The following is a 25,762-nucleotide window of genomic DNA, read 5'->3' as shown; positions in this document are numbered from 1 at the left end:
AGATCGAACGGAGATCGCGCCGGACAATGTACCAGCGCCTACTGCAATTTCGCCTGCAGCGCGTTGACGTCGTCGGTTGTCATTTCACCGTCCGTCGTCACCTTGCCGTCGACGATCTTCCACAACCGGAACGGGCCGGTGATGTCGCCATATTTGTCGAAGCTGACCGGACCGATGACGCCTTCATAGCGGATCGGCTTGCCATTCTTGATCAGGCCGAGCGCCTTGGCGAACTCGTCCTTGCCGGCATAGATCGGTGTGCCGGCAGGATCGACCGCCTTGTACATGGCATCCTTGATCTTGGCTGGATCCTCGGAGCCGGCAATGGCAATGGCGAGACCGACAATGGCGCCGGCATCATAGGAACGGTCGGCTGCCGGGTTCGACGGTTCGATGCCCGAAAACTCCTTGTAGTTTTTCAGGAAATAGTCGGTGGATGCCGTCGGGCTGGTGCCGGAAGAGGTACCATAGGCATCCTTCAGATAATCGGCGCCGACGGATTCGATGAAGTCCGGGCTGTTCATGCCGTCATTGAGCAGGAATTTCTGCACGCCGCCCTGCGATATCCAGGTGCGGGCGACCGTTGCGCCGTCGACCGGCGTGCTGACGAGGTAGAGTCCGTCCGGCTCGCCTCCCATCGCCGCCGTCACTTCCGAAGCATAGCTCGACTGCTTTTCGTTGTAGGGCGTGTCGGAGACGATGGTGCCGCCGAGCGCTTTGTAGGCACGCGAGAATTCGGCCACCATGTTGACGCCGAAGTCGTTGTTGACATGGATGATCGACAGTTTCTTGAAGCCCTTGTCGATGGCGTATTTGGCGGCGGCCACGCCTTGCAGCGCGTCCGACGTGATGGTGCGGAAGAAGATGCCGTTGGTCTTGCCGTCGCGGCCAAGGGCGGTCAGCGTCGGCGAGGATGAAGCCGGCGACACCTGCACGATCTTGGCCGGCCCGGTGACCGAGGTCAAAATCGGGATCGACACCGAGGAGATGATGCCGCCGATGATCACCGGCACCTTCTTGACCTGTACCAGCTGGGTCGCGGCATCGACCGCGATATTGCCCTGGCTCTGGCTGTCGCGCGTGTCGGTTGCGAGATCGCAGCCGCGTACGCCACCGGCTTCATTGATGTCGCGGAAGGCCATTTCGACGGACTTCGCGCCGGCCTGGCCGTATTCGCCGGCCGGACCGGTGAGCTCCATGACCAGGCCGACGGTGATCTTGCAGTCCGCTGCGTGTGCGGCGCCGGCCATCGTCACGAGAGCCAGTGCTGTGGTGATTTGAAGTATCGTCTTCTTCATTGCCGTTCCCCTTTTCTTGTTTGAACTTTTGCCTGTTCAGCCTTCCGGCGCCTGCAGCCAGGTCTCATGCAGATGCCGCCATTCGACGCCGTTTGGTGCCGATGAACTGGTGGTGAAGACCGCACTGGACTGCCGGCGACTGTGTTTGCCGGCGCGCAGTTGCGCCTCGATGTAGAAGATGACGATCGTGTCCGCGTCCTGCCAACCCGGCCTGATGTCCTCGATCGATATGGCAAAACCGTCGTCGCAAGTGGCGCGGCTTGTCCGGACATGATCTACGACCGCGTCGCGATCGAGGATCTGGCCATTCGGCGCCACCATGGTGAGGCCTTCGCCCATGACAGCCTCGAAGCGGCCGAACTCCACAGCGTCGGCTCGCGCGGCGACAAACCAGTCGACGAAGAAGCGATGCAGGTCGATGATTTCAGCGCTGGCACGCGAAAAAAGGGAAGGCTCTCCGCTCATTTCTTCCCCGCATTGAGGTTGTAATGCATGATCGAGCCGTGGCGGCCATGACGGTCGCGCTCCAGCGCGTAGACATCGCCCGCGAGGCCGGTGCCTTGTGCGATGGCGGCAGCAATCCGCGCGCGATCGTCGGCGTCGAGCGCGACGTCCATGATTTTCGTATTGGCCAGCGCATGTGCCTGGTTGCGCGCACCCACAATGACGGCCGCGACCTGCGGCTGCTCGAGCACCCATGCCGAGGCGATGGTGGCAATGTCGACGCCGTGGCGATCGCCGACCGCTTTCAGCGCCTTGAGCAGGGACTGGAACAGCTCCCAGCCGCCGAAGTCGTCGATGATCAGCTTGTATTTGACCAGCGAGCGGTTTTCGAGCGGCGTGGAGGGCTCGGCCACGCCAAGCCATTTGTCGCTGAGGAAGCCGCCCGCCACCGAGCCGTAGCAGAGGAAGCGGACACCGTTCTTAGCGGCAAGGCCCGCAAGGCTGTTTGCCGGCCGCTGGTCGAGCACTGAATATTGCAGTTGCTGGCTGACCAGCGGGATGCCCGCGGAGAGGATTTCGGCTAGCCTCGGCGTATCGAAATTGGTGGTGCCGAGATTGCGCACCTTGCCTTCCAGCCGAAGCTCGTCGAGCCAACCCATCGCCTCGACGTAACGAGGCTGGTCATAATCCCACCAGTGAAACTGCACGAGGTCGATCCGCTCGGTCTTGAGCCTGCGAAGCGACTGATCGACGATGCCCCTGATGTAGTCGCGGCTGATGCCTGCCAGTCGTTCGAGGTCCGGCACCAGCTTGGTGTGCACCTTCATCCTGGCCGCGACATCGAGACCGCGCTCGCCGGCCAGCCGCAGGCGCGCGGCGCCGATCAGTTCCTCGACGCCGGTGTAGATGTCGGCGCAGTCATAGGTCCAGATGCCGGCATCGAAAGTGGCGATGAGGTCGGTCACCGCCTGGCTGCGGTCGACGGCGCCATGCCCGCCGGCCAGCTGCCAGCCACCGCGGATGACTCGCGAGATCCCATAGCCGGGGCTGAGTTCGATGGTCCTGGCGGTCATCCCTTGTCGGTCTCCTTCGGCAGCGGCACGGCCGTGGTTTCGGCATGGCTGAACCGCCGCTTGGCAAGCCTGACGATGCGGAGCCGGCTGGCGCAATTGGGATCGGGACAGGCGATCTCGGCATCCGAGGTCATCCAGTCATTTGCATGCGTCGGGCGCTGCTTTGCCGCCAGGAGCGGCAACACGGCCGAGATCGAATAGATCGAAAAGCCCTGCCCTGCCGGCAGCGAGAGCATTTCGCCCTTGAGTTCGAAATAGTCGCCGGCCCTGGCGCCGCAATAGACCGGCTTGCCCTCGGGGATGACCGCTTCGACGCGCAGATCGAAGAGTTCGAAACTGTCGTCGGCCATTCAGGCCTCCACCAGGCTGAAGGTGATGTCACAGGCGCCGTTGCGGCGGATGACGCCGCAGGCGGCGGCAAACTGATCGCGCTCTCCGGCAAGCACTTGCGCGACCACGCTGCCGGCCAGCCAGCCGATCGGGAACAGCAGCCGCGCCCCCTGCCCGTAGTACAGGCCGATATCGAAGATGGCATTGGGATTGCCGCCCCACACGCGTGGCGGCACATAGGACAGCACGATATCGCCGGGCTGCGGCGTCAGCGTTGCATTCTCCGGTGGCAAAGACTGGGCATAGGCCTGGCCGTGGAGATCGGCTGACGGAACCGGGCACGAGATTTCCGGTCCTGTCCACATCGCATGGATGCCTGGGATGATGCGTGGCTGCGCCAGATACGCCAGCAGGAAGGCGGCATTCTCCGGCGCCTTTTCGGGCAATAGCAGCGCCGTCACGGAAAGCTTCGAGCGTGGTTCTGTGATGCCGATGGCGGGCTTGGGCATGTCAGTCCTTCGCCGATTGAAGTTTGTCGCGCAGGAAGGCGAAGGGGCGGCTGATGTCGGCTACCAGCGCCTCGCGCGCCGCTTGCGCATCCTGTTTGGCAAGTGCCGCGACAATTCGACGATGATAGTGGGCGGTATCAACCTCGCCTGCCTCGGAGAAGGCATAGATGGCGACGCGGATGCAGGGACCCGATTGAAGCCAGAGGCTTTCGATCATCGGGATCAGCACAGCCGAGCCGCAGCAGCGGTAGATCTCAAAATGGAAGCTCTGGTTGAGCGTCGCTTCGCGATCGATATCCTTCTTGTGCTTCAGGGCCCGCATCTCGTCCCACTCGCCCAGCATGGCTTCGATCGATGCGATCTGGCGCGGGCTCATGCGCCTGGCGGCAAGCGCTATCGCTTCGCCTTCGATGAGGGAGCGGGCACGCAGGAGGTCGTCGATGCGCTCCAGCGTGATCGGCGGCACGCGCACGGAACGGTTGGGCAGCGCCTCCAGCGCCTTTTCCGTGATCAGCCGGCCGAGCGCTTCGCGTACCGGCATGGTCGAGGTGACCAGCGCATCGGCAAGACCACGGATGGTCAGCACCTGGTTTGGCTCGAAAAGGCCACCGATCAGAGCACGGCGCAACTCGGAATAGACGCGATCCTGCACCGTCTCGCGGCCGACCGGCGTAAGCTGGGCTGCGATCGTCTCGTTGTTCTTTTCGATGGCAGCCTTCTGCATTACCGGCATTTGCCCCGTTTTCGGCTTGCGAATGAAATTAAAGCCGAATAGCGTGATCAAAGCAAGTGTGATCACAAATCAAAAATCAGGAGGCGACAACGATCGTCTTCGGCCAGAGGGTTTGATGAGCGATGCAGCGGAGCGCCAACGGCAGGAGACCCGTGCGCCAGTTCTGACGGCACGAAACGTCGTCAGGCGTTTTGGCGGCCTTGTCGCCGTCAACGATGTCTCGTTTGATGTCAAAGCGGGCGAAATCCTCGGCCTGATCGGGCCGAATGGCGCCGGCAAGACGACGATGTTCGATCTGTTGGCGGGCAGCATATTGCCAACCAGCGGCGATATCCTGCTCAATGGCACGCGCGTCTCCGGCGAAGCCGCTCATCTGCGTATCGGCCGTGGTCTTGGCCGCACCTTCCAGATCCCGCGCCCCCTGCCCAATCTGACGCTGATCGAAAACATCATGCTGGCGGCGCAGGGCCAAGCCGGCGAAAAATTGCTCGCCAACTTCGTCACGCCGTGGCGAGTGGCGGCACAGGAAAGAGCAGCCAGGGCAAAGGCACTCGAGCTGCTCGAGCTCGTCTCGCTCGCTCGGCTGGCGCACGAACCGGCGCGCGTGCTTTCCGGCGGTCAACGCAAGCTGCTCGAACTCGCCCGCGTCATGATGGCCGATCCGGCGATCATCCTGCTCGACGAACCGGCCGCCGGCGTCAACGCGACGCTGCTCGAGATCATCATCGACCGCATCCGCGACATCAACGCGCACGGCATCACCTTTCTGCTGATCGAGCACAATATCGACATGGTGACGCGGCTCTGCCATCGCGTCCTCGTCATGGCGAGCGGCCAGTTGCTCAGCGAAGGCACGGCGGAAGAGGTCGCCCGCGACCCGCGCGTCATCGAGGCCTATCTCGGAGGTGCGGCATGAGCGAAACTGTCCTCAACGTCCGCAATCTCGAGGCCGGCTATGAGCCCGGCGTGCCGATTGTGCGCGGCGCCTCGATCACCGTCGGCAAGGGGGAGATCGTCGTCGTGCTCGGCCCCAACGGCGCCGGCAAGTCGAGCTTCATCAAGGCGATCGCCGGCCTTGTCCCGATCACCGGCGGCACCGTATTTCTGGACGGCAAGGACATCACCGCCGCTCCCGCGCACACCATGGTTCGGCTCGGCCTGGCCTTCGTACCGCAGACGGAGAACATCTTCCCGCTGATGTCGGTCGAGGACAATCTGAAGGTCGCCTGCGGCATCCTCGAGCGACGCGAAATCCCTGCCCGCATCGAGGAAATGTATGCGGCCTTCCCCGACCTCGTCCGCCAGCGCCGCACCGCCGCCGGCAATCTGTCGGGCGGACAGCGGCAGATGCTCGCCGTCGCACGTGCGCTGATCGTCCATCCCAAGGTGCTGCTGCTCGACGAGCCATCGGCCGGCCTCTCGCCGAAATTCGTATCGATGGTGTTCGAGATGCTGGCCGGCATCCGCAGGTCCGGCGTCACCATCCTGCTGGTCGAACAGAACGCCAAGGCAGCGCTGGCCATCGGCGACCGCGCCTATGTGCTGGTCGAAGGCAAGGACCGGCACGAGGGTGTGGCGTCCGAATTGTGGAACGATCCTGTCGTCGCCGAACTCTATCTCGGCCAACGCCCTCACGCCGGCAAGGGAGGCGCGGCATGAGCCTGCAATTTGTCGTCGATGGGTTGCTGACCGGTTCGATGATCGGCCTCGGCGCCATTGGCGTGACGCTCACCTATTCGATCCTGCGCTTCTCGAACTTCTCCCATGGCGACTTCATGGCCTGGGGCACCTATGCGACGCTCGCCGTCGTCAGCACCATCGGCGCGATGTTCGGCAAGGTGGAGCCCATTGGACCGCTGTCCTTCGGCTGGTCGCTGCTGGTTGCGCTGGTTGTCGGCATGACTTTCACCGCCCTGCTGGCGCTGTTGCTCGACAAGGTGCTGTTTTCGCGGCTGCGCTCGCAGGGGCAAGCCATCATCGTGGTGATGGCGAGCTTCGGCGCCTCGATGGCGCTGCGCAGCCTGCTCGAATTCACCTTCAGCTCACGCCCGACCTATTTCAGCCGGGCGATCCAGATCGCCATGCCGGTCGGCTTCGGCATCCGCATCACGCCCGATCAGATCGCGCTGCTGCTGCTGACCGCAGTGCTGGTGCTCGGCGTGCATCTGTTGATGACACGCACGCAGACCGGCCGCTCCATGCAGGCGCTGAGCCAGAATGCGGCCCTGGCCCGCATCGTCGGCATCGATGTTGCCTCCGTGGTGCGCGTCACCTGGATCATCGGCGGGGCGCTGGCCTGTGTGGCCGGCGTGATGATCGGCATTCTGGTGCAGATCCGCCCGTTCATGGGCTTCGACATGCTGCTGCCGATGTTCGCCGCCGCCATCCTGGGCGGCATCGGCAGCATACCGGGCGCCGTGCTCGGCGGCCTGATCATTGGCCTTGCCGAAGCCGGTGCGGTGCAGCTGATCGGCGCCGAATGGCGCGCCGCAATCTCCTTCATCATCCTGATGGCGGTGCTGTTCGTGCGGCCGATCGGCCTGTTTGGTGTGAGGGAACGCTGATGGACCTGCTCGGCTACGGCGCCTTCTTCCTGACCACCGCACTGATCTTTTCGCTGGTCACACTGGGGCTCAATCTGCAGTGGGGGCTGACTGGCCTTTTCAATGTCGGTCTTGCCGGTTTCGTCGCCATCGGCGCCTATACATCGGCGCTGCTCACGACCCCGGACGATGCCGCGCGCTTCGGCGGCTTCGGTCTGCCGATCCTGGCCGGCTGGGCGGGCGCCATGATCGTCGGCGGTATCGCCGCAGCAATTACCGGCATGGCCACGCTGCGTCTGCGATCAGACTACCTGGCGATCACCACCTTCGGCGTCGCCGTCGTCGTGCAGCTGGTCGCGCTCAACGCGCAAAAACTCACGGGCGGCCCGTTCGGCATCGGTTTCATCCCGCGCCCGTTCGGCGGCCTTGCCGAAACGCCGCTGTTGTTCAACGTGTCGAACCTCGCCGTCGTTTCGGCTGTGACGCTGATCGCCTATCTCGCTCTGGAGCACCTGTCGCGCAGCCCCTGGGGCCGCGTGCTCAAGGCGCTGCGCGAGGACGAGCGAGCGGCGATTTCGCTGGGCAAGAGCGCGCGCTTCTACCGCGTCCAGGCCTTTGCCGTCGGCGGCGCCATCATGGCGCTGGCCGGCGCTTTGCAGGCGCATTTCACCGGCTTCATCGCGCCCGATAACTATCTGCCGATCCTGACCTTCCAGGTCTGGGTGATGCTGATCGTCGGCGGCTCGGGCAGCAATGCCGGCGCCATTGCCGGCAGCATCCTGGTCTGGGCGATATGGGCGGGGTCGGGCACGCTGACCAGCGTGCTGTTTGCGCCCGAGCAGCAAGCACGCGCGGCCTCGCTGCAGATCGTCGCCATCGGCGTCATGCTCTGCGTCATCCTGCTGATCCGGCCGAACGGATTGTTCGGCGACCGGCCGCGCCGGCCGAAGCCCGGCAAACAGACAAAGGCGGCGGCCAGCGAGAACGAGGCCGGACCATGAATGCCATGATCCGGCAAGACGTGCATGGCGTTTCACTCTGGCATGCCGTCAGCCGCAACCGCCGCGACCGGGGCACGCTGCAAGGCGGGCTCGACGTCGATCTCGCAATCGTTGGCGGCGGCTTTTCCGGCCTGTCGACGGCATTGCATGCCGCCGAGAAGGGGCTTTCGGTCGCGGTCCTCGAAGCCGAATTCATTGCCTGTGGTGCGACCGGCCGGAATGCCGGCTTCGTCGTTCCGAACTTTGCCAAGCGGGATCCAGACGACATCATCACCGAACTCGGACCCGAGCGCGGCGGGAGGCTGATCGATTTCGCCGCGGGAAGCGCTGACCTGGTCTTCGGCCTGATCAAGCGGCATGGCATCGAATGCGACGCTGTGCAGAATGGTTGGATCCAGCCGGCGCATTCGTCCGCCGCGCTGGAAAAGACGCGATCGCGCGCCGAGCAATGGGCGGCGCGGGGCAGGCCGACCGTAACGCTCGATGCCAAGGCGGTCACGACGCTCACCGGTATCGGCGGCTACGCCGGCGGTTGGATGGATAACTCGGGCGGCGTCCTCAATCCGGTCGAGTATGCGCGCGGCCTGGCCGATGCCGCCGAAAAAGCCGGCGCGCGGATCTTCGAGCAGACGCGCGTCGCTTCCATCGACCGCGCTGCGGATGGCTGGACCTTGACGACCGCATCCGGCGCCGTGCGTGCGGGCAAGGTGGTGATCGCCACCAACGCCTATGGCGGGGCACTGAACCGGACACTGGCGCGGACCTATATCCCGCTGAAAGTCTTCCAGATCGCCACTGCGCCGCTGTCGCGGGCCATACGCGCGCGCCTGCTGCCCGGCGGCCAGGGCGTTGGCGACACCAGGCGCAACCTGTTCACGTGCCGCTTCGATGGCCAGAACCGGCTGATCAGCGGCGGCATGCATGTCGTCGGAGCCGGCGCTGAGACGCGCATGCCGCAAACGATTTGGCGACGGCTCGCCAGGCATCTCGATTTGCCTGACCTGCCGCCGCTTGCCTACAGCTGGACAGGCGTGGCGGCGGTGGTGCCGGATTTCCTGCCGCGTCTCATCGACCTCGGCCCGGGCCTGATCGCCGGCTTCGCCTGCAACGGTCGCGGCATCGCCATGACCACGGCAATGGGCAAAGTGCTGGCGGACTGGGCGAGCGGAACGGACGCCCGATTTCTGCCGCTCCCCTTCGCACCGCCAGCGCCGATCCCGCTGCACAACCTCGTGCGCTATGCACCGAATATGCTGCTCCCCTGGAGCATCCTGCGCGACCGGCTGGATTAGACAGCCAAGCCAGGTGATCCTCCTGCCGGCGCGCTCACAGCGACCCGAAAAGGACCGCCACACCTTCCGCAATCGATGACCGTGGTGGCCCAAGAGGATATAGTCAGATCCCCTCCCCATCCAGCCGCATCTACTCCGCAGCCTGAACCCGATTGGCCTGGATGACCGCCCGGATCTCGGACCGGCAGGAGCCGCAATTGGTGCCGGCCTTCAGGGCGCCGCCTATGGCTTCGACTGTCGCGCACCCGGCTGCCACTGCCGCCGCGATCTGGTTGACCCCGACGCTGAAACAGGAGCAGACGGTCGCGCCCGCATCGGGCCGATCGGCGCCGGCGCGACCGGCGACGATCCTGAAGCGTTCGCGTTGGCTGGTGTGAACCTCCTGGAGTTGCTGTGCCGCCCAACCCCGCGAAACCGCCACCGGTCCCGACGCGATAAACAAAGCCCCGGCGAGGTGCTGGTCGTCGAAGGCAGCAATACGATGCTGGCCGGTATCGCGGTCGTGATAAGCGAGCGTATCGGCTACGGGAACATCGAAAAGCGAACCAGCAAAACCAGCCCAGTCGATGTCGTCGTCAGCAAAGGCAAGCTCCACCCGCCAGCCGCCCTTGCATTTGGCCACGGCCCAGTAATCTGCTGCGAGCGCCACCGGCTTGCGGCGCACCACAGCGAAGCCGAAGGCTCTCGCGGCGAATTTCTCGATACGGGCGCCGACATGTTTCAGCGCAGGTTGGCCGGAAACCGGATCGGTCAGAGGCGCGGTCAGCGTGTCGAGGCGGCCCTTTGCCGAAAACTGATCGGTCCAGTGCATCGGCGCAAACACGCTCCCCCGGCGCTGGCGTGCCGTCACCAGCGCGCGCACCAGCACATCCCCGCGCAGGCTGGAGACGCGCACGATGTCGGCGTCGCCAATGCCGTGATGCGTGGCATCCGCCGGGTGGATCTCGACGAAGGGCTCGGCCATGTGCTGGGAGAGACGTGGGCTTTTCCCAGTGCGGGTAATCGTGTGCCAATGGTCGCGAACACGGCCGGTGTTGAGGATCAGCGGATAGTCCGGGCTGGTGCGTGTCTCGACGATGGGACGAATGGCGATGAAGCGCGCCTTGCGGTCGGGATTGTAGAAATTGCCGTTGGCGAAGAAGCGGGTGCTGGAAGGGTCAAGTCCCGCTTGAACACCCCCCTCTGTCCTGCCGGACATCTCCCCCGCAAGGGGGGAGATTGGCAGCTTTGACGCCGGCATATCTTCTGCATCGTTGGTAATTGGCGAAGGCCGAGGCGACGGCTGATCTCCCCCCTTGCGGGGGAGATGGCCGGCAGGCCAGAGGGGGGTGGCTGGGCTCGGCGCCGGCCATTGGAAAGGCTCAAGCGCTGCATAGGCCTCCTTATCAACACCAGCATAACCACCAATATCGAAATCCCGTGCGCCGTCATTCTCGAACCCCGACAGCGCGGCGTGTTCGGCGAAGATTTCCGCTGGCGACGAATAGGAAAACGCCTCGTCAAACCCCATCCGCTTGCCCACCTCGGCGACGATCAACCAATCCGGCCGCGCCTCACCGGGCACTGCAAGAAAGCTGCGCTGGCGCGAGATGCGGCGCTCTGAATTGGTCACGGTGCCGTCCTTCTCGCCCCATGCGGCGGCGGGCAGCCGCACATGGCCGTGGCGCACGGTGTCCGTGCTCGCCAGCACATCCGAAACCGCGACAAACGGGCAGGCCTTGATCGCTGCCTCGACGGCATCGGCATCCGGCATCGAATCGACCGGGTTGGTGGCCATGATCCACAGCGCCTTGATGCGCCCGTCGGCCACCGCCTGAAACATCTCGACCGCCTTCAGACCGGGCTTTTGAGCGACGGCCGCCGCATTCCAGAAACGCTGCACGCGGTCGCGGTGCTCGGGGTTTTCGATCTCCATATGGGCGGCCAGCATATTGGCCATGCCGCCGACCTCGCGGCCGCCCATGGCGTTGGGCTGGCCAGTCACTGAAAACGGTCCTGCCCCAGGTTTGCCGATGCGGCCGGTGGCGAGATGGCAGTTGATAATGGCGTTGACCTTGTCGGTGCCCGAAGACGACTGGTTGACGCCTTGGCTGTAGACGGTGACGGTCTTCGCTGTGGCGGCAAACAGGCTGTAGAAGCGGGCAAGCTCCTCTTCGCTCAAGCCGGTGGCGGCGGCAGCGCCGGCAAGATCGAGTTTCGAGGCGGCGAAGAGCGCTTGCCCGAAGCCAGTCGTGTGGGCGGTGATGTAGGCGCGGTCGAGCGCGTTGTGCTGGCCAAGCCAGGCGAGCAGACCAGTGAACAAAGCAACGTCGCCATCCGGCGCGATCGCCAGGTGCATATCGGCGATATCAGCAGTCATGGTGCGGCGTGGGTCGACCAGCACGACCTTCATCTCCGGTCGTTTTTCCCGGGCCGTCGCGATGCGCTGGAAGAGCACGGGATGGCACCAGGCGAGATTGGAGCCGACCAGCACGATCAGGTCGGCGAGCTCGAGATCCTCGTAGGTGCCGGGCACGGTGTCGGAGCCGAAGGCGCGGCGGTGGCCGGCAACCGATGAGGCCATGCATAGCCGCGAATTGGTGTCGATGTTGGCCGAGCCGATGAAGCCCTTCATCAGCTTGTTGGCGACATAGTAGTCTTCGGTCAGCAACTGGCCGGAGACATAGAAGGCGACGGAGTCCGGACCGTGCTCGGCGATGGTTTGCGAAAAGATCGAAGCGACGAGATCGAGCGCCTCGTCCCAGCCGGCACGGCGACCGTGGATTTCGGGGTAGAGCAGCCTGCCGTCGAGGTCGATGGTTTCGCCCAGGGCCGAGCCCTTGGAGCAGTGCCGGCCTATTTTCGCTGTATGTGCGGGTGCGCCGCGGACGCTGAATTCTCCGTCCGCGGCGACTTTCGCCAGCACGCCGCAACCCACCCCGCAATAGGGGCAGGTGGTCCTCACCTCGCGCGCTTCGCCCAGTTCCATGCTTCAGGCCGCGCGGCTGGCCAGCGCTTTCAGCGCAATGAACAGGTGCTCGCCCTCGGTCCGCACAGGAATGGTGCGTACGGCGCCCTCGTCGGCGCCGAGCGCCTTGCCCGTCTCCAGCGAGATGACCCAATTGTGCAAGGGACAGGTGACGGCGGTGCCGTGGACGATGCCTTGGCTCAGCGGCCCACCTCTGTGCGGGCAATGATCGTCGATGGCGTAGACCTGATCGTCCTGCGTGCGGAAGACGGCGATCTTACCCTCGGGTGTGTCGACGCAGCGCGCGCCACGCCGCGGGATGTCGGAGAGTGAGCCGATCGATATCCAGTCCATTTTGATCACTCCGCCGCCTGCGCAAACCCGACAGAAGCCATTGGCCGGAACTCGTGCTTGTCCTTGCCGGAGACGCGTTCCGACCACGGGTCGACCTGGGCGAATTTCTGGCTGAAGACGAAGCGCTCGTAATAGGCCTTGCGCTTGGCGCCGTCGTCCATGATCTGGCGCTTGATCTCGGGGATGCCGATGCGCTTGGCCCATTTGTAGATGCGCTCGAGATAGCGGCCCTGCTCGCGATACATCTGCGTCAGCGCCACGACATGCTCCAGCGCCTCGTCTTCGGTCTTGACCAGGCCAAGCACTTCGGTGCCCTTGATGTCGAGGCCGGCGGCGCCGGCGAAATGGATCTCGTAGCCACTGTCGACACAGATCACGCCGACATCCTTGCAGGTCGCCTCGGCGCAGTTGCGCGGACAGCCCGACACCGCCATTTTGACCTTGGCCGGGGTCCACGAGCCCCACATGAATTTCTCGATGCGAATGCCGAGGCCGGTCGAATCCTGCGTGCCGAAGCGGCACCAGTCGGAGCCGACACAGGTCTTCACCGTGCGCAGGCCCTTGGCGTAAGCATGGCCTGAGACGAAGCCGGCCTGGCCGAGATCGGCCCACACCGCCGGCAGATCCTCCTTGCGGATGCCCAGCATGTCGATGCGCTGGCCGCCGGTGACCTTGACCATCGGTATCTCGAACTTATCGACGACGTCGGCGATGGCGCGCAGTTCGGCGGCGTTGGTGACGCCGCCCCACATGCGCGGCACCACCGAATAGGTGCCGTCCTTCTGGATGTTGGCGTGGACGCGTTCGTTGATGAAGCGCGACTGATAGTCGTCGGCGTAATCGTTCGGCCAGTCGCAGACGAGGTAGTAGTTGAGCGCCGGCCGACATTTTGCGCAGCCGCAGGAGGTCGTCCATTCCAGCTCCTGCATGACGGCGGGAATGGTCTTCAGGCTCTTGGCGATGATCAGCCGGCGCACCTCGTCATGGCCGAGCGTGGTGCAGCCGCACATCGGTTGCACGGCGGCCGGGTTGTATTTGTCGCCGATGGTCAGCACCATCAGCTTCTCGACCAGCCCGGTGCACGAACCGCAGGAAGCCGATGCCTTGGTGTGGGCGCGCACGTCGTCGAGCGAAGCCAGGCCCTTGGCCGTGATCGCGCCGGTGATCTTTCCCTTGCAAACGCCGTTGCAGCCGCAGATTTCCGCATCATCCGGCAAGGCTGCAACGGCCGCCATAGGGTCCAGCGGGGCACCCCCCTGGTAGGACTGGCCGAAGATGAGCGTGTCGCGCATCTCCGATATGTCGGTCTGCTTCTTCTTGAGATCGTTGAACCAGGCCCCGTCCGCCGTCTCGCCATAAAGCACGGTGCCGATGATGCGGTCGTCCTTGAGCACAAGGCGCTTGTAGACGCCGGCGGCGGCATCGCGCAGCACGATCTCCTGGCGGTCCTCGCCTTCGGCGAAGTCGCCAAGCGAGAACAGGTCGATGCCGGTGACCTTGAGCTTGGTCGGCGTGTCCATGTGGACGAAGGCCGCTGCCTCGTTGCCGGCCAACTGGTTCGCGGCAACGCGCGCCATCTCGTAGAGCGGCGCGACCAGCCCGTAGACCTGGCCGTTGACCTCGGCGCATTCGCCGAGCGCGTAGACGTCGGGGTCGTTGCTGCGCATGCCGGCATCGACGACAATACCACGATTGACGGCTATGCCGGCCTCCTTGGCCAGCGCCGCATTCGGCCGGATGCCGACCGCCATCACCACCAGCGTTGCCGGGATGATGGTGCCGTCGGCAAGCTCCACCTGCCCGACCTTGCCGTTGCCGGTGATCGCCTGGGTGTTGGCCTTGGTGATGACCTTGATGCCGCGCTGTTCCACCGCGCGCTGCAGGAGATAGCCGGCGGCTGGATCGAGCTGACGCTCCATCAATGTCGGCATGACATGCAGCACGGTGACGTCCATGCCTTGGGCGTTCAAACCTGCTGCCGCCTCCAGCCCGAGCAGGCCGCCGCCGATGACCACGGCCTTGGCGCGCGACTGGGCGGCAAGCATCATGGCCTGAACATCGTCGAGGTCGCGATAGGTCAGCACGCCCGGCAGATCGTGACCGGGCACCGGAATGATGAAAGGCACTGATCCGGTGGCGATGACGAGCTTGTCGTAAGGCTCGGTGACGCCGTGGTCGGAGGTGACGGTCTTGGCCGCCCGGTCGATGGCGACGATCTTGTGACCCTTGTAGAGGGTTATGTTGTTGGCGATGTACCAGCCGTCGCCGTGGATGATGATTTCCTCATAGGCCTTTTCGCCGGAGAGAACCGGCGACAGCATGATGCGGTCGTAGTTCACCCGCGGCTCGGCGTTGAAGATGGTCACGGTGTAGCGGCCCGGCGCCTGTTCGAGCAGATGCTCCAGCATGCGCCCAGGGGCCATGCCGTTGCCGATGATGACGAGCTTTTCGGTCATGGCGTTACTCCGCGGCTTCGACGAAGCGATGACGTTCATAGAGGAACTTCAGCACCGCTTCGCGGCAGCGCAAAAAGGTGCGGTCGGAAGAGAGTTCGACGCGGCGACGCGGCCGTGCCAGCGGCACCGCAAGCACCTCGCCGATGGTCGCCGCCGGACCGTTGGTCATCATGACGATGCGATCGGACAACAATACCGCCTCGTCGACATCGTGGGTGATCATGATCGTCGTCGAGCCGAGCCTGGAATGGATGTCCATGACCGCGTCCTGAAGATGGGCGCGCGTCAGCGCGTCGAGTGCACCGAACGGCTCGTCGAGCAACAGGATCTTCGGCTCCATGGCAAGCGCCCGGGCAATGCCGACGCGCTGCTTCATGCCGCCCGATATTTCGGCCGGCCGCTTGTCCTTGGCATGGGCCATCTGCACGAGATCAAGATTGCGCATGATCCAGTCATGCCGTTCGGTCCTGCTCTTGGAACGACCAAAGACTTTCGACACCGCCAGGCTGATGTTTTCGTAGACGGTGAGCCATGGCAGCAGGCTGTGGTTCTGGAACACCACGGCGCGCTCGGGTCCGGGGCTGTCGACCTCCTTGTTTTCAAGCAGCACGGCGCCGGCGGAAACCTTGGTCAGCCCGGCGATCAGATTGAGCAAGGTCGACTTGCCACAGCCGGAATGGCCGATGATGGAGACGAATTCGCCCTTGTCGATGGTCAGCCTGATGTCCTTGAGCACCTCGCTGACCTGACCGCCGCGGGCAAAGGATTTGTCGATATGGTCGAGCTTCAGATAGGCCGTCATCGCCCTCTCCTCACTTTGCCGTTGTGCCGCGGGTGACGAAAGCGCCGACCGCAGCGACCAGGCGGTCGAGGCAGAAACCGGTGACGCCGATATAGGCGAGCGCGACGATGATGTCGGGCAGCCGCGACGAGTTCCAGGCGTCCCAGATGAAGAAGCCGATGCCGACGCCGCCGGTCAGCATTTCGGCGGCGACGATGGCGAGCCAGGACAGGCCGATGCCGATTCTGAGGCCGGTGAAGATGTAGGGTGCGGCGGCCGGAACCATGATCTTGACGAAGAATTCGAACTGGTTGAGCCGCAAGATGCGTGAGACGTTGCGGTAGTCTTCCGGAATGTTTCGCACGCCGACGGCGGTGTTGATGATGATCGGCCAGATCGAGGTGATGAAGATAACGAACAGCGCCGACGGGCTGGAATCGCGGAAAGCAGCCAGCGACAGCGGCAACCAGGCCAGCGGCGGCACGGTGCGCAGTATCTGGAACACCGGATCGAGGCCACGCATGGCCCAGATCGACTGGCCGACCAGGGCGCCGAGCGCGACGCCGACGATCGCCGCCAGGCCGAAGCCGATGGCGACGCGCTGCAGAGAGATCAGCACCCGCCACGCAAGGCCGATATCCTGCGGGCCGTTGTTGAAGAACGGATGCGCGATCAGGTCATAGGCCTCGTTCCACACCTGGCTGGGCGGCGGCAGGCTGGCGGTCGGCGACGAGCAGGCGATCTGCCACACGACCAGCATGAAGGCGATAACGATGACCGGCGGCACCAGGGCGGTGGCCAGCCTGCCGGCGATCGCGATCGGGTCGAAGCGGCGCCGCGCTTTGGCGGTGAAAGCGATGACCGCGGCAGGCTTCGCGGGGAACGCCTTCACCGTGGTTTCCTCAATGGCTTGGATGGACATGTCTGAGTATAACTCCGGGGTCGATGCGGGCGACAAGCGGCGAAGCGCCGTTGCGCTGGGGGCGACAAACGGCGCAACGCGCCGTTTGCGCCGGTCAAGCCGATGCCTTGATCTTCAGGCTGTCGAGATAGGCCGACGGGTTGGCCGGGTCGAAAATCTTGCCGTCGAAGAATGTCTCGACGCCACGCGACGACGAGGCCGGAATATCGGCTGCGGCAACGCCGAGATCCTTCGCCGCCTCGCGCCAGATATCCTCGCGATTGACCTGATCGACCAGCGTCTTGATGTCGGTGGTCGGCGCGAATTTTCCCCAACGGATGTTTTCGGCGAGGAACCAGCTGTCGTGGCTCTTGTAGGGATAGGAGACGCCACCCTTCCAGAATTTCATGTAGAGGTCAGTGCCGGTGGCCACGCGGCCATTGCCGTAGTTGATGTCGCCCTTGAGGCGGCCGATAATGTCGGCGACAGGCACGTTCATCCATTGCCGCTTGCCGATGATGGCGGCCATCTCGTCCTTGTTCTCCGTGGCCTCACACCATTGCTGGGCCTCCATGACGGCCATCACGATCGCCTTGGTGGCGTTCGGGTATTTGTCGATGAATTCGGCGCGGAGGCCGAGCGCCTTTTCGGGATGACCCTTCCACAGTTCGCCGGTGGTGGCGGCGGTGAAACCAACGCCCTGGTGGACGAGCTGTTCGTTCCACGGTTCGCCAACGCAGAACACGTCCATGTTGCCGACTTTCATGTTGGCGACCATCTGCGGCGGCGGCACGACAATGGTCGAGACGTCCTTGTCGGGATCGATGCCGCCGGCGGCAAGCCAATAACGGAGCCACAAATCATGGGTCCCGCCCGGGAACGTCATGGCGGCCTTGATTTCCTTGCCGGCCGCCTTCTTGGCGGCGAAGGCGTCCTTCAGCTTGGAGGCGTCGAGCCCGACACCGGTGCCGGCGTATTCCTGCGCAACCGAAATGCCCTGGCAGTCGTAGTTGAGCCGCGCCACGATAGCCATCGGCATCGGCTGGTTGTTCTGCGTCACCTTGCCGATGTGCATGAGATAGGGCAGCGGCGTCAGGATGTGAGCGCCGTCGATGCCGTTGGCTTCGCCGCCGAGCATCAGATTGTCGCGCGTCGCGCCCCAGGAGGCCTGCTTGAGCACCTCGACGTCGGGCATGCCGAACTTGGCGAACAGCCCCTTCTCCTTGGCGATCATCAGCGGCGCCGCGTCGGTCAGCGCGATGAAGCCGAGCTTGGCGCCGGTGACCTCCGGAGCGGTCGTGGCGGCATAGGCGCCCGAGGGGAAGAGCTTGCGGGCCGCCACGAACAGGCCGGCCGTCATGGCGCTGCTGACAAGAAAATCGCGGCGCGTCACATCCTTGAGCGATGTTCCCGTCCCGATCCATTTCCCTATTTTTTCTTTCATCGTGATCTCCGGTTGAACGCGAGGGCTTCGTCGAGTGGCCCAAAACAAAAAAGCCGCCGTCCAGGCCTGGCGCGTCCGTACATCCGGGATCGCGTCGTTGACCTGAGCGGCAGCTTTGCCTGTGGCGCCCGCCATTGGACGCCTGTTCCGTGACCCGCGAAGGGCCTGACTAATTCAAAGCAGGAACCGTGCCAGTTTTGGGTGAAACGAAAAACCTAAATGAAATCAACATTACGCGCCAGATGCCGGCACGCGAGGCGACATCGCAAGCAGATCAAAGATTGTTCACTACAGCAATCGCACGCACATTTTTTGTGCAATGCACAAGAATGGCGCGAGAATGATCAGGCTTCCGCGCGAGCCGCTTTCTGGCGCGCTATATAGCCGTCGATCTCGTCGGGGTCGAAGGTCTGACCGTCGAAGAAGCCGTCCGGCCCAAGCACCAAGCCTGCCCCGGTCGCACCGACAGCCGTGGCGACCTTAAGCGCGCCCTCGACCTTCGCATTGGCGCCGGGAAGTGCAACGCCAAGCGGCTTTAGCGCCGAGCGGTAGAGGTCCGGACGGTAGCAGTCACGGGCGATAGCAAGGTTTTCCGGCGTGTGCTCGACATGCCCCCAGCGCACCATCTGCGTATAGAACCACAGCGCATGGCTCTTCCACGGAAAGTTCGCCGCCTTGTCGAAGGGCAGGAAGAAGTCGTCGACATCCAGTTCGGCGCCGCCGCCCAGTTCAAGATGGCCGGTCAGGATCGGCATCTGGACAGCTGGTGGCAGGCCCAGGAAGCCAACTTGAGCCATCACACCAGCCAGTTCGGCGTGGTTGCCCCGATCCTGGCACCAGCGCGCCGAATGATGCAGCGCGCGCAGCAATGCTGCCAGCGCGACCGGGTTCTCCTGCGACCAGGCCTTGCGCACGCCGATCACCTTCTCCGGACTGTTGCGCCACAGCAGCGCCTTGACGGTGACGATATGGCCGGTGCCGGCGGCGACCGAGGCGCTGTTCCAGGGCTCGCCGACGCAGTAGCCGTCGATCCGCCCGGCGACCAGCGCATCGGCCATGAAGGGCGGTGGCACGATGACGATCTCGATCTCGCGCTCCGGATCGATGCCGCACCCGGCAAGCCAGTAGCGCAGTTCGTAATTATGCCCCGAATGCGGGTGCACCACGGCAAAGCGCAGCGGATCGCCGCCAGCCCCGGCGCGCTCGTGAATGAAGGCACGAAGGGCTGCGCCCGCGCGCGCGGGCTCGAGATCGGGTATGGCGCCGTGTGCCGCCATGCCTTCCCAGACGGCGTTGGAGATGGTGACGCAATTGCCGCCAAGCCCGAGCGAAAACGGCACGATTGTCTCGGAAGCAAGCGGCGTCAGCCCGAGATTGCAGGCGAGCGGCATCGGCCCCAGCATGTGCGCCAGGTGGAAATGGCCGATGGCGATGCGGTCGCGGATGTTGGCCCAGGAGGTCTCGCGGTGCAGTGTGAGATCGATGCCCTCGCGTGCGGCAAATCCAAGCTCACCCGCCGCAACCAGCACGGCACTGTCGAAGAGCGGCATGAAGCCGGCGGTGATCTGGTGCTCGGCGCTCATGCTCATTCGTCCTCCGGCGGCCCGAGCAGCCCGGCGGCAGTCACCAGGCTCTGGGCAATGTCGCCGATCTTGCGGTTCTGGTTCATCGCCGTCTTGCGCAGCAGCGTGTAGGCGGCCTCTTCGGTCAGGCCGCGCGACTTCATCAGGATGCCCTTGGCACGGTCGATCACCTTGCGGCTCTCAAGCTCGCCTCGAACCTCTTCCAGCTCGCGCGCCATGCGCGAGAAAGCGTTGAAGCGGCTGACCGCCATGTCCAGGATCGGCTTGACGCGCTCTTGCCTGAGGCCGTCGACGACGTAGGCCGAAACGCCGGCATCGACCGCCGCTTCGATCGATGCCTGGTCCGATCGGTCGACGAACATGGCGATTGGCCGCTTCACCGCACGCGACAGCTGGAACATGTTTTCCAGCATGTCGCGGTTCGGGTTTTCCAGGTCGATGACGATGACGTCCGGCTCGATCTCGGCAATGCGCCGCGCAATGCCGGTCACGTCGTGGATGACGGTGACCCGCTCATGGCCGGCCTCGCGCAAACCTGCCTCGATGATCGCGGCGCGGATACGGTTTTCGTCGATGACCAGGACGGCGAGTGAGCTGCGGACCATGCGTGCATTGTGGGCAAGGTCGCAAAATTGTGCAATGCGGCATGGTCACAGGCTCCCGCCGCGGAACAAACCCCGACCGACAACGACCCGGTCTGGGTGGTCGGGACAAGGAATGCAGCGCAACGCTGGCACTGGTGATGACAGCCTTGCCGGTCGCCTGGTGCCCTACCCAACGGTCTAGGTGCGATGAGACTTGCACCGCAACATCGGCTTGTTAAAGGTGGGGGCAACGACGGACATAGCTGTCCTTGCTCGCCGATCTGACCGGAAGGTTACCGCACGATGCTGCTCATGAAACGACGATTAGGGGCCAGGGAGCCGGCGCGCCCGGCACGGCGTCCCGGGAACCTGACGGCGATGTTCGTCCTGATAGCCGGGCCGCTCGTCCTTGGCATCGCCCTCCTGTTGGCTGGTCCGGCACAGGCCCAGGCACCGGCCGCCGTCACGCCCGACAAGGTCAAACAGCTGTTCGAGCTTCTCGACGATCCGTCGGTGAAGGCCTGGGTGGCCGAGCAACGAAATCAGGGCGCAGGATCGACGGAAGCGCCTGCCGAGACTGGCGCTCCGCCGGCCGACGCCGTGGCCGCACCGGGCCAGATGAATACTATGGCATCCTCGACGCTCGATCGGATCAAGCATCACATCGAAAAGATCGTGCGAACCTTGCCTTCGCTGCCGGACCAGTTCGCGCGCGTCCGGGCCAATACCATGGATGATATGTCCAGCAAGGGCCCCGTCAGCATATTGGTGCTGATTGCGATCTTTATCGCTGCCGGCCTGGCGCTCACCTGGGCAATATACAAGCTCACCCGTCCATTTCGTCTTTGGATCATCGCGCAACCCAGAGATACGCCCATCGGGCGGGCCAAGAAGATCGGCGGCCGCACCCTTTATTCCAGCATGATGATCGGCTCGTTCGCATTGGGCAGCGCCGGCGCGTTCATGCTGTTCGACTGGCCAGCGCTCATCCGCGAGATTGTGCTGACATTTCTGATGGCTGCGGTCTTTACGTGGGCTGTGCGCCTGTACGTGATGGCCACGCTCGTCCCTTCCTTCATGGAGGTCGAGCACGCCATCGAGGTTCGTGCCCTGCCGATCACCAACGGAGCTGCTGACCATTGGGCTTATTGGCTGCCCCGGATCGTCGGCGTTTTCGCCTTCTTCGCCGCCGCTTTTGTCCTCTTGCCGGGTCTCGGCATCGACCAGGACGGAATGATGGTCCTGTTCGTCGGCGCCGATTTCATCCTGCTGTTGCTCTTCCTGCTGGCCATTTGGCGTCGGCCAAGAACGCAGCGAGACCGCGTGCGCCACAGCGGTCACACGGCAGTGACATGGTTGTTGACGGCCTATTTCGTCGTTCTGTTCCTCGAACGCATTGCCGGGCTCTACACATTCTTCTGGTTTACCTTCACCGCATTCTTCCTGCCTTTGGCAATTGTGCTGACAGAGCGCGGGGTTAATTTCGTCCTGCGGCCCGGTTCGGAAGATGCGGGCCGGCCGACGATCCCGGCGGTGACGATCGCTGTCATCGATCGCGGTATCCGGATGATTTTCATCCTCGCGGCGGCTTACCTTCTCGCACGCGTACTGGGCCTGGACATGCAATCCATGCGCGGCAGCGATACGACCACCATGCTCATATTGCGCGGCTTGATCAACGTCGTGGTCATTGCCCTTGCTGCCGATTTCGGCTGGTCGATCATCAAAGCCTTGATCGAACGAAAGCTGGGCGTCGCCGCGATCCCGCAAGCGGTGATAGGCGAGGAGGACATCCTCACCCTCGAACCGCATCAGGCGCGGCTGCACACGCTTTTGCCGATCATCCAGAACATTCTGCTAGCAGTGATCATCGTGATGGCGGTGCTGATGATGCTCGCTTCGATCGGCATCCAGATCGGCCCGCTGATCGCCGGCGCCGGCGTCGTCGGCGTCGCCGTGGGTTTTGGCGCGCAAACCATCGTCAAGGACGTGATCTCTGGCGTGTTTTATCTGCTCGACGATGCTTTCCGTGTCGGCGAATACATTTCATCGGGCAGCTACAGGGGTACGGTGGAGAGCTTTTCGCTGCGCTCGGTGAAGCTGCGCCACCATCGTGGTCCGCTGTTCACGATACCTTTCGGTGAACTCGGCGCCGTGCAGAACCAGAGCCGCGACTGGGTCACCGACAAATTCAACATCACCGTTGGCTATGACACCGATATCGACTTCGCCCGCAAACTGATCAAGCGAATTGGCCTGGAACTGGCGGAAGATCCGGAGTTCAAACACTGGGTGATCGAACCGATCAAGATGCAGGGCGTGCAGGAGTTCGGCGAGTACGGCATCGTCTTGAGGGTCAAGGTCACGACCAGACCTGGAGGCGCCTTCAGCATGAAAGGCAGGTTCTTTTTGCGCCTCCGCCAGGCCTTCAAGGAGCAGGGCATCGAACTCCCATTCCCGACCGTCCACGTCCAGGGGCTGCAAGACCCGCATGGGACAGAGAATGCGCCTTTGGAGGTCACACCTGAATTACGAATGGCCGTCGCCCAGTCGCACACCAATCGGCGCAGAAAAAAAGCGAGCACAACGGAGTAGGACGCTGTGATACCGGCCGGTCGCAACACGGCTTTCCGCGCGAAGCCTGGACCCACGACACCACGCTAGTCGGAACTGCCGATAGCGGTGACGCGATCGCCGCCAACCAGCACCAGCGTGGCGTTCCTGAGGCCAAGCTTGACGAAAAGAGCAGATACGCTGGCCTTTCCGCGAGGCTCAGAGCGCAATCCATGCGGTCTTGAGGTCGATATATTTTTCCAGCGCATGCAGCGACTTGTCGCGACCGAAGCCGGACTGCTTGACGCCGCCAAGCGGCACGGTGATATCGGCTCCGCCATAGGTGTTGACGTGGACGACACCGGCGTTGATGGCGCGCACCATGCGATGGGCCGTGGAAAGATTGGCGGTCCACACCGCCGAGGCAAGTCCGTAGACGGTGGAGTTGGCGAGATGCACCGCCTCCTCCTCGGTCTCGAAACGCATCACGCCGAGCACAGGTCCGAACACCTCTTCGCGCGCCAGCTGCATCTCTTGCGTCACGTTCTCGAAGATCGTCGGCGCCATGTAGCTGCCGCCGGTCTCGGTCAGTATCCGTTTGCCGCCGGCGACGAGACGGGCGCCTTCGGCTTGCGCCATGGCGACGAAGCCGAGATTCTTGTCCAGCTGTTCGGCGCTCGATACCGCACCGACATCGCTGGCGAGATCGAGCGGGTCGCCGACCTTCAGCAGCGTGGTTGCCGAGACAAGTTCGTCCATGAAACGATCATAGACCGACGACTGGACGAGCAGACGCGAGCCGGCAACGCAGACCTGGCCTGAATTGCGAAAGATTCCGTTGGCCGAGACGACCGCCGCCTGCTTCAGGTCCGGAGCGTCGGCAAAGACGATGTTGGGCGACTTGCCGCCAAGCTCGAGGAAGACCCGCTTCAAATTGGAACGGGCGGAGTATTCGAGCAGCCGCCGGCCGACCGGCCCCGATCCGGTAAAGGCGATGGCGTCAACATCCATGTGGAGGCCAAGCGCTTCGCCGGCGACAGCACCATGCCCGGTAACGACGTTGAACACGCCTTCGGGAAGTCCAGCCTCGCTTGCGAGTTCGGCCAGCCGCAGCAAGGTCAGCGAGGCGATCTCCGGCGGCTTGACGACGACGCTGTTGCCGGTGGCCAGTGCGGGCGCAATCTTCCAGGCGCCGATCATCAGCGGGAAGTTCCACGGCACGATGACGCCGACGACACCGAGTGGCTCCCTGTGGATCAGCCCGAGCACATTGTCGGCCGTCGGCGCGATCTCGCCATAGACCTTGTCGATCGCCTCGGCGTAGTAGCGGATGGTGCCGGCCGCCGACAGCGGCTCGGCCTTGTAGGCCATGCCGATCTCGGTGCCGTTGTCGCGCACGCCAAGCACGACCAGCTCATCGACATGTTTTTCGGTCAGCTCGGCAAATTTCGTCAGCACCTTCTTGCGGAAGGCAGGGGCGGCGCGCGACCATGAACCCTTCTCGAATGCTTTTCGCGCCGATCGGACCGCGCGATCGATGTCGGCCGCATTGCCGTCGGCGATGCTGGCAAAAGGGCGGCCGTCGATCGGCGAAATCACCGCCAGTGTCGCGCCGCTCGTCGCTGCGGCCTGTACGCCATCGATAAACAAGCCCCGCTCGCCGATCTCCGTCTTGCGCAGCGCGTCGATGGCATTCTGGCTGATCATTGGTGGCGGACTCCCAGGGAAACATACAACGTGGTTGGCGCGCGGAATTCCCAGCCGCGAAACACCGGCACCTTGCCCGGCACCAGGCTGAGATCGGGGAAGCGCAGGAGCAGCAGCCTTAATGCAAGGCACATCTGCTCGCGCGCGAAAAACCGGCCCGAACAGAAATGATGACCAAAGCCGAAGGCGGCATGATTACCTTCCCTGCGGTTGATGTCGAAGCGGTCTGGTTCGGCAAAGCGGCTCTCGTCGCGGCTTGCCGAGGAGACAAGTGCAGCGACCGCGGCGCCGGCAGGGATCGTTACGCCGCCAAGCTCGACCGCCCGCGTCGTCTGCCGCGTCTGGGTGCCGATCGGCGCCACCCAGCGCAAGCCTTCATCGACAGCCCTGGGCACAAACGTCTCGTGATCGGCGAGCACCTGCCGCAATTGTTCGGGATGCGCAAGCAGGCCGGCGAGGATCGAACCGGCACCATGTCCGGGCTCCTGCATGCCGCCAAGCAGGATGACCTTGATGCTTGGCATCAAGAAATCGATCGGCCGCGTCGTGCCTTCCGGCATGCCGTCATGCAGCATATGCGACAGCGCCGAGCCGTCGGGGGCGCGCGCCAGTCTATCCAGAGTCGGCCGGATGGCTGCGCCGACCTCGGCGCTGATCGCGTCGGCGATCTCTTGCCGCTTCGGGTCGTTCTCGAAATTGATGGCGCCCTGCGCAAGGCCATAGAACCAGCGGCGCAGCGTCGGCATGTCGGTGTCGGCAAGGCCAAGCGAGCGCGCCAGGCTGAGCGTCGACACCGGCTCGAAATAATCCGCCATCAGCTCGGCGGAGCCTTGTTCGGCGATCCGGTCGAGAAAAGGTTCGGCAATCGACCGTACGAGATCGCCGGCATAGGCGGCGACGGTGCGCGGCCGGTATTTCGGATCGACGCCTTGGCGCAGCTGTCTATGCGTTTCGCCGTCGGTGGTCAGGATGGTCGGCTTGCCGAACGAGCGTTCGACCGGAGACGTACCGACGACGGCGGAGAAGATGTCGGGTGACTTTGCGACGGTCTCGACGTCCTTCCAGCGGGTGACGAACCAGAGATTGACCGCCGGCACGAAAGCGACAGGCGCACTGCGCCGCAGTTCCGCATAGATCGGATACGGATCGGCTTCCAGCGCCTCAACGGTGATGCTCTCGGCAAAGCTCAACGCCGTTACTCCCTTGCGATGGAAAGGGGCGGCGCCGAA

At 63.9% G+C, this 25,762-nt stretch carries 22 protein-coding genes; 6 read left to right on the top strand and 16 right to left on the bottom strand.

Translation table 11 applies throughout. From position 1 onward, the window contains the following. Window positions 1–38 precede the first annotated feature (38 nt). The 6 genes from NKI37_RS10745 to NKI37_RS10720 are packed head-to-tail and all read right to left on the bottom strand — an operon-like array spanning window position 39 to window position 4,378. Window positions 39–1,298 carry an ABC transporter substrate-binding protein gene (locus tag NKI37_RS10745; RefSeq protein WP_023827978.1) on the bottom strand — a complete coding sequence of 420 codons (1,260 nt, stop codon included), beginning with the start codon at window positions 1,296–1,298 and terminating at the stop codon, window positions 39–41. A 36-nt stretch (window positions 1,299–1,334) separates the two neighbouring features. Beyond that, window positions 1,335–1,763 (bottom strand): hypothetical protein, encoded by a 429-nt coding sequence (locus tag NKI37_RS10740; RefSeq protein ID WP_023667860.1) that lies wholly within the window; start codon window positions 1,761–1,763, stop codon window positions 1,335–1,337. After that, entirely contained in the window at window positions 1,760–2,815 is a 1,056-nt protein-coding gene (locus NKI37_RS10735; RefSeq protein ID WP_023667859.1) for an aldo/keto reductase, read from the bottom strand. The genes NKI37_RS10740 and NKI37_RS10735 overlap by 4 nt, the downstream gene beginning before the upstream one ends. Beyond that, complete coding sequence (locus NKI37_RS10730) at window positions 2,812–3,165, bottom strand: TIGR04076 family protein (protein ID WP_023667858.1); 354 nt, start codon at window positions 3,163–3,165, stop codon at window positions 2,812–2,814. The genes NKI37_RS10735 and NKI37_RS10730 overlap by 4 nt, the downstream gene beginning before the upstream one ends. Then, entirely contained in the window at window positions 3,166–3,654 is a 489-nt protein-coding gene (locus tag NKI37_RS10725) for a DUF3830 family protein (RefSeq protein ID WP_023667857.1), read from the bottom strand. It abuts the gene before it with no gap. A gap of 1 nt (window position 3,655) precedes the next feature. Beyond that, window positions 3,656–4,378, bottom strand: a complete 723-nt coding sequence (locus NKI37_RS10720) for a GntR family transcriptional regulator (protein WP_023686960.1) — start codon at window positions 4,376–4,378, stop codon at window positions 3,656–3,658. 124 nt (window positions 4,379–4,502) lie between these two features. Here NKI37_RS10720 and NKI37_RS10715 point away from each other — a divergent pair, with 124 nt between their 5' ends. From NKI37_RS10715 to NKI37_RS10695, 5 genes are read left to right on the top strand one after another with little or no spacing between them, the layout of a single operon-like run. Next, a complete protein-coding gene (locus NKI37_RS10715) occupies window positions 4,503–5,303 on the top strand; it encodes an ABC transporter ATP-binding protein (RefSeq protein WP_023686959.1) in 801 nt (266 codons plus the stop codon). Continuing rightward, window positions 5,300–6,046, top strand: a complete 747-nt coding sequence (locus tag NKI37_RS10710) for an ABC transporter ATP-binding protein (protein WP_023686958.1) — start codon at window positions 5,300–5,302, stop codon at window positions 6,044–6,046. The genes NKI37_RS10715 and NKI37_RS10710 overlap by 4 nt, the downstream gene beginning before the upstream one ends. Then, the gene (locus NKI37_RS10705; RefSeq protein WP_023682690.1) at window positions 6,043–6,951 is read left to right on the top strand and encodes a branched-chain amino acid ABC transporter permease; all 909 of its coding nucleotides are present in this window, start codon (window positions 6,043–6,045) and stop codon (window positions 6,949–6,951) included. The genes NKI37_RS10710 and NKI37_RS10705 overlap by 4 nt, the downstream gene beginning before the upstream one ends. Continuing rightward, window positions 6,948–7,931, top strand: coding sequence for a branched-chain amino acid ABC transporter permease (locus NKI37_RS10700; RefSeq protein WP_023686957.1), 984 nt, complete (start codon window positions 6,948–6,950; stop codon window positions 7,929–7,931). Before NKI37_RS10705 ends, NKI37_RS10700 begins: the two co-directional genes overlap by 4 nt. Beyond that, complete coding sequence (locus NKI37_RS10695; RefSeq protein WP_023686956.1) at window positions 7,928–9,223, top strand: NAD(P)/FAD-dependent oxidoreductase; 1,296 nt, start codon at window positions 7,928–7,930, stop codon at window positions 9,221–9,223. Before NKI37_RS10700 ends, NKI37_RS10695 begins: the two co-directional genes overlap by 4 nt. A 130-nt stretch (window positions 9,224–9,353) precedes the next feature. Here NKI37_RS10695 and NKI37_RS10690 read toward each other — a convergent pair whose 3' ends face one another. The 8 genes from NKI37_RS10690 to NKI37_RS10655 all read right to left on the bottom strand — a co-directional run bounded on the left by NKI37_RS10690 (window position 9,354) and on the right by NKI37_RS10655 (window position 20,294). Next, a complete protein-coding gene (locus NKI37_RS10690; RefSeq protein WP_352794430.1) occupies window positions 9,354–12,191 on the bottom strand; it encodes a molybdopterin-dependent oxidoreductase in 2,838 nt (945 codons plus the stop codon). A gap of 3 nt (window positions 12,192–12,194) precedes the next feature. Next, window positions 12,195–12,524, bottom strand: a complete 330-nt coding sequence (gene nirD, locus NKI37_RS10685; RefSeq protein ID WP_023682694.1) for a nitrite reductase small subunit NirD — start codon at window positions 12,522–12,524, stop codon at window positions 12,195–12,197. Window positions 12,525–12,529: 5 nt separating this feature from the next. Beyond that, complete coding sequence (gene nirB, locus NKI37_RS10680; protein ID WP_023682695.1) at window positions 12,530–14,980, bottom strand: nitrite reductase large subunit NirB; 2,451 nt, start codon at window positions 14,978–14,980, stop codon at window positions 12,530–12,532. Window positions 14,981–14,984: 4 nt separating this feature from the next. Then, a complete protein-coding gene (locus NKI37_RS10675; protein WP_023682696.1) occupies window positions 14,985–15,782 on the bottom strand; it encodes an ABC transporter ATP-binding protein in 798 nt (265 codons plus the stop codon). Between the two features lie 10 nt (window positions 15,783–15,792). Beyond that, window positions 15,793–16,683, bottom strand: a complete 891-nt coding sequence (gene ntrB, locus NKI37_RS10670; RefSeq protein WP_023682697.1) for a nitrate ABC transporter permease — start codon at window positions 16,681–16,683, stop codon at window positions 15,793–15,795. 94 nt (window positions 16,684–16,777) lie between these two features. Then, entirely contained in the window at window positions 16,778–18,106 is a 1,329-nt protein-coding gene (locus tag NKI37_RS10665; protein WP_031196724.1) for a CmpA/NrtA family ABC transporter substrate-binding protein, read from the bottom strand. 344 nt (window positions 18,107–18,450) lie between these two features. Next, a complete protein-coding gene (locus NKI37_RS10660; RefSeq protein WP_352787706.1) occupies window positions 18,451–19,689 on the bottom strand; it encodes a CmpA/NrtA family ABC transporter substrate-binding protein in 1,239 nt (412 codons plus the stop codon). A gap of 2 nt (window positions 19,690–19,691) precedes the next feature. After that, window positions 19,692–20,294, bottom strand: a complete 603-nt coding sequence (locus NKI37_RS10655; RefSeq protein WP_023686949.1) for an ANTAR domain-containing response regulator — start codon at window positions 20,292–20,294, stop codon at window positions 19,692–19,694. A gap of 282 nt (window positions 20,295–20,576) precedes the next feature. Between NKI37_RS10655 and NKI37_RS10650 the strand changes: the two genes are divergently transcribed. After that, window positions 20,577–22,868 (top strand): mechanosensitive ion channel family protein, encoded by a 2,292-nt coding sequence (locus NKI37_RS10650; RefSeq protein WP_352787598.1) that lies wholly within the window; start codon window positions 20,577–20,579, stop codon window positions 22,866–22,868. Window positions 22,869–23,045: 177 nt separating this feature from the next. On the opposite strand, the gene NKI37_RS10645 is transcribed toward NKI37_RS10650, so the two are convergent. Together NKI37_RS10645 and NKI37_RS10640 are read right to left on the bottom strand one after the other, a co-directional pair. Continuing rightward, window positions 23,046–24,533 carry an aldehyde dehydrogenase gene (locus NKI37_RS10645; protein ID WP_352787595.1) on the bottom strand — a complete coding sequence of 496 codons (1,488 nt, stop codon included), beginning with the start codon at window positions 24,531–24,533 and terminating at the stop codon, window positions 23,046–23,048. After that, entirely contained in the window at window positions 24,530–25,723 is a 1,194-nt protein-coding gene (locus NKI37_RS10640; RefSeq protein WP_352787592.1) for a cytochrome P450, read from the bottom strand. Before NKI37_RS10640 ends, NKI37_RS10645 begins: the two co-directional genes overlap by 4 nt. Between the last annotated feature and the right edge of the window lie 39 nt (window positions 25,724–25,762).

Origin of the sequence: Mesorhizobium sp. M0626 (genome assembly GCF_040320665.1) — a bacterium.
In the GTDB taxonomy this organism is placed as follows: Bacteria; Pseudomonadota; Alphaproteobacteria; order Rhizobiales; family Rhizobiaceae; genus Mesorhizobium.
This window is presented reverse-complemented; position numbering and strand designations above follow the sequence as displayed.